2 protein-coding genes are annotated in these 3,282 nt (G+C 31.1%); both read left to right on the plus strand.

Annotated elements, in window-relative coordinates; genetic code table 11:
- Nucleotides 1-483 precede the first annotated feature (483 nt).
- Nucleotides 484-1,101 carry an HTH domain-containing protein gene (locus tag HHH54_RS10815; RefSeq protein ID WP_198618805.1) on the plus strand — a complete coding sequence of 206 codons (618 nt, stop codon included), beginning with the start codon at nucleotides 484-486 and terminating at the stop codon, nucleotides 1,099-1,101.
- Between the two features lie 312 nt (nucleotides 1,102-1,413).
- Nucleotides 1,414-3,282: YSIRK-type signal peptide-containing protein (locus HHH54_RS10820; RefSeq protein WP_198618806.1), on the plus strand; the 1,869-nt coding region annotated here is incomplete at its 3' end.

Here is a 3,282-nt window from a genome sequence, read left to right on the forward strand (position 1 = left end):
TAACCAAGTTGCCCGCTTTTGTATTCTTGTAATATTTTAAGTTTGAAATCTAAACTATAACTTTTATTCATAATTAAACACCCCAAAAGTTGAATTTTGTAGGTTCAACTTTTGGGGTGCAGTACAGCTACGCTTCCCTTTTTTATACAATCGCACTTACCTCGCATTACTTCTGTATATGCTTATCAAATATTAAATTACCCTTTATCCTTATTGAACACTTATATTTAGCATGAATAACCTCACATCAAATGTATGTATCATTCAATTATTCTAAATTACATATGAATTTAACTTGTTTGATGTTAAAATCATTATTTAACAAAGTGTATTTGACATCAATCTAACAATAGAAAGAAATGCTCAATAAAAACAAATAAAGATTTGATTAAATAGTTTTAAATTATTCATATTTTATTTATGGTTGTACATATAAATGTCCCACCTTATAAATATAATGATTATTGTATCGGAGGTGGTATATTGAGTCGCTCTAATCGTTTATTAAGTGTTTATACAAGATTGATAAAAAATCAATATATTAATATTTCTCAACTTGCATATGAATTTAATGTTAGTGAAAGAACCATCAAGCGTGATATACAAGAAGTTAGAAATTACTTATACGATAATGATGAATGGCTAGATCGAAAAGAAGTTGTTTTTAACTATAAGCAAAATGTGTACTATATACCAGAAAATCAGGATCAACTTAAAAAGAAAGACTTTGAACTGTTAATTATTTTTATTAAATTATGTGGTTTTCCAGTTCAAAAAAGTATTATCAAGTTATTAAAAATATTTGTAACGCGTGATTTTGCGCCTAGTAAATCAGCTTTACTTAAACTAATTGATAGTGTAGAAGCTATTGAATATAGTTTTGAGGATTATGATTTATTTAAGATTTATAAAGGCATTTATCATTCTCAGTACTTGAGGATAACGACAGAATCTTCCAAGTCACTATTAATTATGCCACTTAAAATTGTTATGTTGAGTGGCAAAATAATGTTGATATATCTTTTTGAAGGTCGTGAACATTTTGTATCTTTGAAAAATATTAAACATATCACCGCTATAAAGAATCATCATAAAAGTTAAATGATATAAAAATTTAAGAATTTATGACAACAATTTGGACATATACCCTACTCGTTAAATATAAATTAAGTACCCTAAATGTAATCTCCTAAAGAATAGAAAAATTGAGATTATAATAATTAACATTTATTAAATTCCTTCCATTTTATTGCTTGTCAAAAACTGAAAAATCAATTAACTTTTATAAACATAAAATATTGTGTAAGTTGTATAACTCATTTCAATTAATATAATATCTTGTCCTATATCTATTATAGAGAGCAAAAATATATCATCTTCTAATACAAATTATTTAGAATAGGAGCGTTTCGATTGTCTTCAAAAAACAATTTTTTCAATAAGAAAAATAACTACGCAATCCGAAAATTTACAGTAGGTACAGCAAGTATTATTATTGGTACGACATTCTTTTTAGGTATAAACAGCAACGCGCAAGCTTCTGAAGTAAAAGAAGAAATAACTATGAATGCGCCATCAAGTATTGAAATAGATGAGTCAGAAAAACAAGATACAAGTGAACAACAAACTGTAGACCAAACGAATGAGGTTGAAACTCAATCGATTGATGACAGTGTAGAAACAACAACTGAATCACCAAAAACAGAAGGAGCTAGCAGTGAAGCGGAAGTCGTAACTCAAAAAGAAGCTATACAACAAGAACAAAGCCTTGAGCAAGCTGAGCCTTCGTTGGAAACAAATGAAGCCCCATTACAAGATAAAACTATCGAAGATGTATCATCTGAGACGGCAACTTCTAAAAATGAAACAAGTCAAAATATAGAAAGTAAAGCAATAACATCGAATCAACCAGAAATACAAAATGATGTAGAGGCTGAAATAGAGAAAGTACAACCACAATCATCAACGCAACCAGATAAAGAACAAACAATTGATAACACAAACGTAGAGACTCGAACAGAAGCATCAACAGAAGTAACATCTGAAAGGCAACAAACGACAGACCCTGTTAAAAAAAATACAACACCGAGCACATCACAAAAAGCAACAGAATTTCAGGATAGAATAGATCGCTTTGTAAAAGACAATCACTTAACGGCTCAAAATAAAAATGCCATCATTGAGCAATTACCGCAAGATGCAGCAACGATGAGTGAGCAGGATCTTAATATAGCTTTATCTAATATTTATTTTGATTTGCAAAACCAACAACAAAATCGTGCAACGTTATCACGTTCCGCTTTTAGATCGATTCAACCTGTTGCATTAAACGGAAGTACTACCGACTTAACAAACATTGCTCAAGGTGCAGGTAGCTTTACAGATTATGGTGATATTGTTCATCAACACTATGAAGGTGATTTCCCAGATAAAGGTATTTTAACAGCTTTTAACACAAGAAATGATCCTCAACAAGGTACTTCAGGCGCACTTCAATTTAATGAAGCACTTTCATTTAATAAAGACTTTGAAATCACAGTACCAATTGCGAACTTACATCAAGGTAATTCAACGAATGCGGACGGTTGGGGCTTTATATTTACTAAGAAAAATGGTAGTGACTTTTTACAAGAAGGCGGTATATTAAGAGATAAAGGTATAGCTGATTCAGCCGGATTTAAAATTGATACTTCTTATAATAATTATCGTGGTGTAACAGACCCAATTGATGCTAATAAAAACAATTTTAACGGTAATATTGGTGGTGCCTCATTCCAAGGTTACGGTGCCTTTGTCAAAAATAATGCAACTGGTGTGTCTGAACAAGTAGGAAGCAATGCATTAAATTCAACAGATAAACCAATCAATAAAATTATTTATGCGGATAATTCTCTTAACGTCGATGATGGTAAATTCCATGGTCAAAGATTTAACGATGTGGTTTTAAGCTATGATGCTAACACTGGAAAAGTAACAGCTTCATATGCAGGAAAAACTTGGGAAGCAACTACAGAACAACTTGGAATCAACAAGAATGATCAATATAATTTCTTGATTACATCTAGTCAAATGGTCGATCGTTTTACAAACGGTATTATGAGAACCGACCTAAATGGTGTAAGTATTAAAGTTCCTAATGAAGATGTTACACCTATAGAAGGTAACCCAGAGGTTACAAAAGAAGAGATTCCATTTGAAGTTGAACGTCAATTCAATCCAGATTTAGCACCAGGAGAAGAGAAAGTTGTTCAAGAAGGTGAACCAGGAGAACAAACAACAACG

The organism is Staphylococcus canis (genome assembly GCF_016238445.1).
Taxonomy (GTDB): Bacteria; Bacillota; Bacilli; order Staphylococcales; family Staphylococcaceae; genus Staphylococcus; species Staphylococcus canis.